This is a genomic window from Haliscomenobacter sp. (genome assembly GCF_033763495.1).
Taxonomy (GTDB): Bacteria; Bacteroidota; Bacteroidia; order Chitinophagales; family Saprospiraceae; genus Haliscomenobacter.
On sequence record NZ_JANRKL010000028.1, the window covers coordinates 1 to 5,288 of the forward strand.

Sequence of the window (5,288 nt, forward strand, 5' to 3'; positions counted from 1 at the left end):
CAGGTTCGGACATTCTAAATCCTGAAGCATTCCTGGCAGGAGCGGATGTTTTACTCAACCTCGCCAAAGAGTTTCCTGATCTGGACTACATCGATTTTGGCAGTGGCTTCAAAGTACCTTACAAGCCCAACGATCTGGAAACCAACATCGAGGAATTGGGTGAAAAACTGTCTGCCAAATTCAATACTTTCTGTGCGGAATACGGCCGCCCGTTGACCATGGTTTTTGAACCCGGTAAGTTTTTGGTGAGTGAAGCCGGATCCTTTTTGGTCACCGTAAATGTGGTCAAACATGGCGCTACCACTGTATTCGCAGGCGTTGATTCAGGCCTCAACCACCTGATTCGCCCAATGTTTTACGACTCTTACCACCGCATCAGCAACATTTCCAACCCCGAAGGCAAAAAACAAACCTACAACGTGGTAGGTTACATCTGTGAAACCGATACTTTTGCCACCAATCGGGAAATTCCCGAGATTGCCATTGGTGATGTGTTGTGTTTGCACAATGCCGGAGCTTATTGTTATTCGATGGCTTCCAATTACAATTCACGTCTCCGCCCGGCTGAAGTTTTGGTCTATCAGGGAAAAGATTACCTGATTCGGGAACGCGAAACCATCGAAGACTTGTTGAAGCATCAAATTGACGTATTTTCTTAAAAGGTTCCACACCTCGGCTTCGCTCGGTGACCAGTCGCTGAGCGTAGCCGAAGCGCCGGTCACCGAGCGAAACCGAGGTGTGGAACCCCATAAAACCTTTTGGTTATGTCCTTGTCCACACGTTACAGCCCACAAGAGATTGAAGGCAAGTGGTATCAACACTGGCTCGATCAGCGGTACTTCCATTCCGAACCCGATGACCGCGAGCCCTTTACCGTCGTGATCCCACCGCCCAACGTCACCGGGGTGCTGCACATGGGGCATATGCTCAACAATACCATTCAGGACATCCTGATCCGCAAAGCGCGGCTGGATGGCAAAAACGCCTGTTGGGTACCGGGTACCGACCACGCTTCGATTGCAACCGAGGCCAAAGTGGTACAACAACTGCGTGCCCAAGGCGTCCGGAAAACCGATATTGGCCGCGATCAATTCCTCAAACACGCTTTTGAGTGGAAAGACAAATACGGCGGCATCATCCTCGATCAGCTCAAACGTCTGGGTGCTTCCTGCGATTGGGACCGTACCCGCTTTACGATGGAAGACAGTTTGTCTGAAGCCGTAATCCGCGTTTTTGTTGATTTGCACAAAAAAGGCCGCATTTACCGGGGCCTGCGCATGACCAACTGGGACCCTGAAGCTAAAACCGTACTGTCCAACGAAGAGGTGATTTACAGCGAGGAAAACTCCCAATTGTACCACCTCCGTTATCCCTTGGAAGGTGACCCCAGCCAGGGCATCATCATTGCTACCCAACGCCCCGAGACCATCATGGCCGACGTGGCAGTGGCGGTTCACCCTGAAGACGAGCGCTTCAAACACCTGATCGGCAAAAAAGTACTGATTCCGCTGATTGATCGGGCCATTCCCATCATTGCGGACACCTATGTTGATCGGGAATTTGGAACGGGTGCCCTGAAAATCACCCCTGCCCACGATCAAAATGACCACGAAATCGGGCAACGTTACAACCTGCCCGTGATCGATATCCTCACCGAAGACGCCAAACTCAACGAGCAGGCGCAAATCCTGATTGGTGAAGACCGCTTTGTAGCCCGCAAGAAAATCCGCAAAATGCTGGAGGAATCCGGGCATTTGATCAAGCTGGAAGACTACCGTACCAAAATTGGCCGCTCCGAGCGCACCAATTCCGTAGTTGAACCCCGCCTGACCTTGCAGTGGTTTGTGGACATGAAAAAATTCGCCCATATGGCCCTGGAAGCAGTAAGCAGTGGCGAGGTGAAGTTTTATCCAGAGCATTTCTGGAACATGTACAACTCCTGGCTCAATGAAGACAACGTTCGCGATTGGTGTATTTCCCGTCAGTTGTGGTGGGGCCAGCGGGTGCCCGCTTGGTATCTGGCCGGGGAAAGAATGGGAGAGGAGAGCCACATTTTTGTGGCGGAAACTGCCGATGAAGCCCTGGCGCAAGCCCGTAAAGCTACGGGTAATGCCAATTTGAGCATCACCGATTTGCGGCAGGATGAAGACGTGGTGGATACCTGGTTTTCTTCCTGGCTCTGGCCGATTTCGGTATTCGACGGCTTCCAATCACAGGAAGAACTGCAATATTATTACCCAACCAGTGTATTGGTAACGGGCTGGGACATCATGTTTTTTTGGGTAGCTCGCATGATCATGTCGGGTTACGAATGGGCACCTGAATTGATGCCAGAAGTAGTGAAAACCAAAGGGGCGATGCCCTTTAAAGGGGTGTATTTCACCGGGATGGTGCGTGACAACCAACGCCGCAAAATGAGCAAATCCCTGGGGAATTCGCCTGATGCACTGGCGCTGTTGGAGAATTACGGTGCGGACGGGGTGCGTTTTGGGATGCTTTCCAGCGCTGCGGCGGGCAATGACATCATTTTTGATGCACCTTTTGACCCCGTTACCAAAGAAATCCTGAATGAGAGCAAACTCTGCGAACAAGGCCGTAACTTTTGTAACAAACTATGGAATGCCCTGCGCTTGATTCAGGGTTGGGAAGTAACGGAAAAAGCTGTTGACGCCGAAACTGCGAAAATCAATAGCCTGGCCGCGAAATGGATGGAGCAACGCTTCAACCAAACCCTGACGCAACTGGAAGGCATGTACACAGAGTATCGTCTCTCCGAAGCACTGATGACGCTGTACAAGTTCATTTGGGACGATTTTTGTTCCTGGTACTTGGAGATGATTAAACCTGCCTTTGGCGCGCCAATCGATCGCCAAACGCTGGAGGAAAGTATCAATCTGCTTGAGCGCATGATGACTTTGCTACATCCCTTCATGCCTTTTGTGACTGAAGAAATTTGGCACCAATTGCGCGAAAGGGCAGCGGGTGATGATTGTGTAATCAGCAAATACCCTCAAGCAACTGCTTTTGACGCTGCTTTTATTGAAAAAATTGAACTGGCCAAGGGAATAGTATCGGGCATCCGGGATGTACGCAACAACAACGGCCTGAAGCAAAAAGAACTGCTCAAGGTCTTTGCGCAAGATACCGCCAGCAATCATACTCTGCTTGAATTGGACGGCGTGCTTCCCATGGTCGTAAAAATGGCGAGCCTGGAAAGCCTGGAAATCACCAGCACCGAAATCAGCAACGGTGTAGCCTTCCTGGTGGGCAACGAAAAATTCTTTGTTGAACTGGAAATTGCCATCGACGTAGAAGAAGAGCGCAAACGCCTGCAAAAAGAACTGGAATACTACCAGGGCTTCGTGAAGTCGGTCCAAAACAAACTCAGCAATGAGAAATTTGTGAGTGGCGCACCAGCGGAGGTCGTGAACAAGGAAAAGCAGAAGTTGGCCGATGGGGAAATGAAGATGAAGAACTTGGCGGAGGAGTTGGCGAAGTTGGGGTGAAACTTTGGGGGAGTGTTTACCATTCCCCCAAAACTTCCCGATAACCCCGCCCAATCGGAATCCCCACCCCATTGACCTCCACCTCCTCCGCTGTATAGGACTCGATTTTTTCCAAGGCCACGATAAAGGAGCGATGAATCCTTTTAAACCGTTGCGTAGGCAACAGCGCTTCGATCTCATGTGTACTCATCTTGCTCAGGTATTCCTTTTTGGTGGTGACAACCTTGACGTATTCCCGTTGGCTTTCAATGTAAACGAGTTCGGAAAACAGGACCTTGACCTTCTTTTTTTGTACATTCAAAAAGATAAAATCTTTGGATTCCGGGCTTTCAACAGCTGAAGCTTGAAAAGTTGGCGTACTGGGTTTAACCTTCGTTACCGCCACCAAAAAACGCTCAAACTCAATGGGCTTCAACAAATAATCCGTTACATTCAAGTCAAAACCCTCCACGGCATACTGGTGATATGCCGTGGTGATGATCACGGCGGGAGGATGGCTCAGCATTTTTAAAAAGGCCATACCCTTTAATTTGGGAAGGTGAATGTCCAAAAATATCAAATCAACATTGTTGCTGCGCAGGTAATCCGTAGCCAGAATGGCATCTTTAAAAGTGTCTTGCAAGTCCAGAAAAGGCACCTCAGCAATGTAGTCTTTCAGCACTTTGACCGCCAGTGGCTCATCTTCGATGATGATGCATTTTATTTTAGACATGGCTGGACAGGTTTATTTTTAAAGTAGCGCTAAACACGTTTTCCTTTTGTTCCACACTCAGGCTATAATCGGTGTAGAGCAATTCCAGTTGCCGCCGCAGGTTGGATAGGCCGATGTTTTCTTTTACGGGACCTTCTTCTGGGCTCATTTCCGTGGAGTTTTTGACAAAAAAAGCCAGTTGCCGCTGCTTGACGGAAAGGTGAATGTCGACAAAGGGTTGGCTTCGGGTTTCCGAAACCCCATGTTTGAAGGCATTTTCCACCAAGGGAATCAACAACAAAGGTGGCAGAGCCTGTTTCATGTCTTCCACATCATGGTTGAAATTGACCAGTAGGGAATCATCATAACGCAGTTTTTCCAAGGCAATGTAATCACCGATGATTTTTAACTCTTGTTCAATGGCCACAAAAGCACCGCTGGTTTCGTACAGCATGTACCGCAGCATTTTTGACAACTTCAGGATCGATTCCGGAGCCAAATCGGATTTATCGCGAGCCAAGGAGTAAATGTTGTTCAGGGTATTGAATAAAAAATGGGGATTGGTTTGGGATTTGAGGTAGTTGAGTTCCGCTTCCTGCTTTTCGATGCGCAATTGCTGGGCTGTCCGGCGCAATTTTTGATGATCATTAACATGGAGGAAAAAACCAAAAAAGATAATAGAACCAAGCGTATTCCCAAATTGGTCACCCACACCTTCCAAAATGTTTTTATACTCCTCCATTGGGAAATACACCTGTAATTGAATTCCGAAGTACCGCCAGGCAAAAGTGCCAAAGGCATAGAACATCAGGTGGGCAAAGATTAAAAAAGGCGCTATCAAAAGCCTTTTCCAGTTGAACCTGATAAAAGGCAGGGTGTATTCAAAAAGGATAAAATGCGACACCAGGAGGTATGCCAGGATCCATATGTAATTGACCGTACTTTTTAAAACAGTTTCATGATCAATCAGGGCTGAAAAAAATACGGATATCCCCGCCAGGCGCAGATACAGTTTAACCCGTTCTTTATTGATCTTTATCTTCATTTTGTGAATTGAGCCCTTAGTTTGAGCGGAAAACCCATCGGTTCTT

General features: G+C 48.3%; 4 protein-coding genes. 2 read left to right on the forward strand and 2 right to left on the reverse strand.

The window, feature by feature from the left end:
• The coding region (locus tag SFV55_RS02330) for a diaminopimelate decarboxylase family protein (RefSeq protein WP_413776682.1) at window positions 1–659 on the forward strand (659 nt) is incomplete at its 5' end.
• A gap of 105 nt (window positions 660–764) precedes the next feature.
• On the forward strand, window positions 765–3,506 hold the full coding sequence (locus SFV55_RS02335) for a valine--tRNA ligase (protein WP_320027841.1): 2,742 nt from the start codon (window positions 765–767) through the stop codon (window positions 3,504–3,506).
• A 16-nt stretch (window positions 3,507–3,522) separates the two neighbouring features.
• Here SFV55_RS02335 and SFV55_RS02340 read toward each other — a convergent pair whose 3' ends face one another.
• Both SFV55_RS02340 and SFV55_RS02345 read right to left on the reverse strand, forming a co-directional pair.
• On the reverse strand, window positions 3,523–4,218 hold the full coding sequence (locus SFV55_RS02340) for a LytTR family DNA-binding domain-containing protein (RefSeq protein WP_320027842.1): 696 nt from the start codon (window positions 4,216–4,218) through the stop codon (window positions 3,523–3,525).
• A partial coding sequence (locus SFV55_RS02345) for a sensor histidine kinase (RefSeq protein WP_320027843.1) occupies window positions 4,211–5,288 on the reverse strand: 1,078 nt, incomplete at its 5' end. The genes SFV55_RS02345 and SFV55_RS02340, both read right to left, overlap by 8 nt.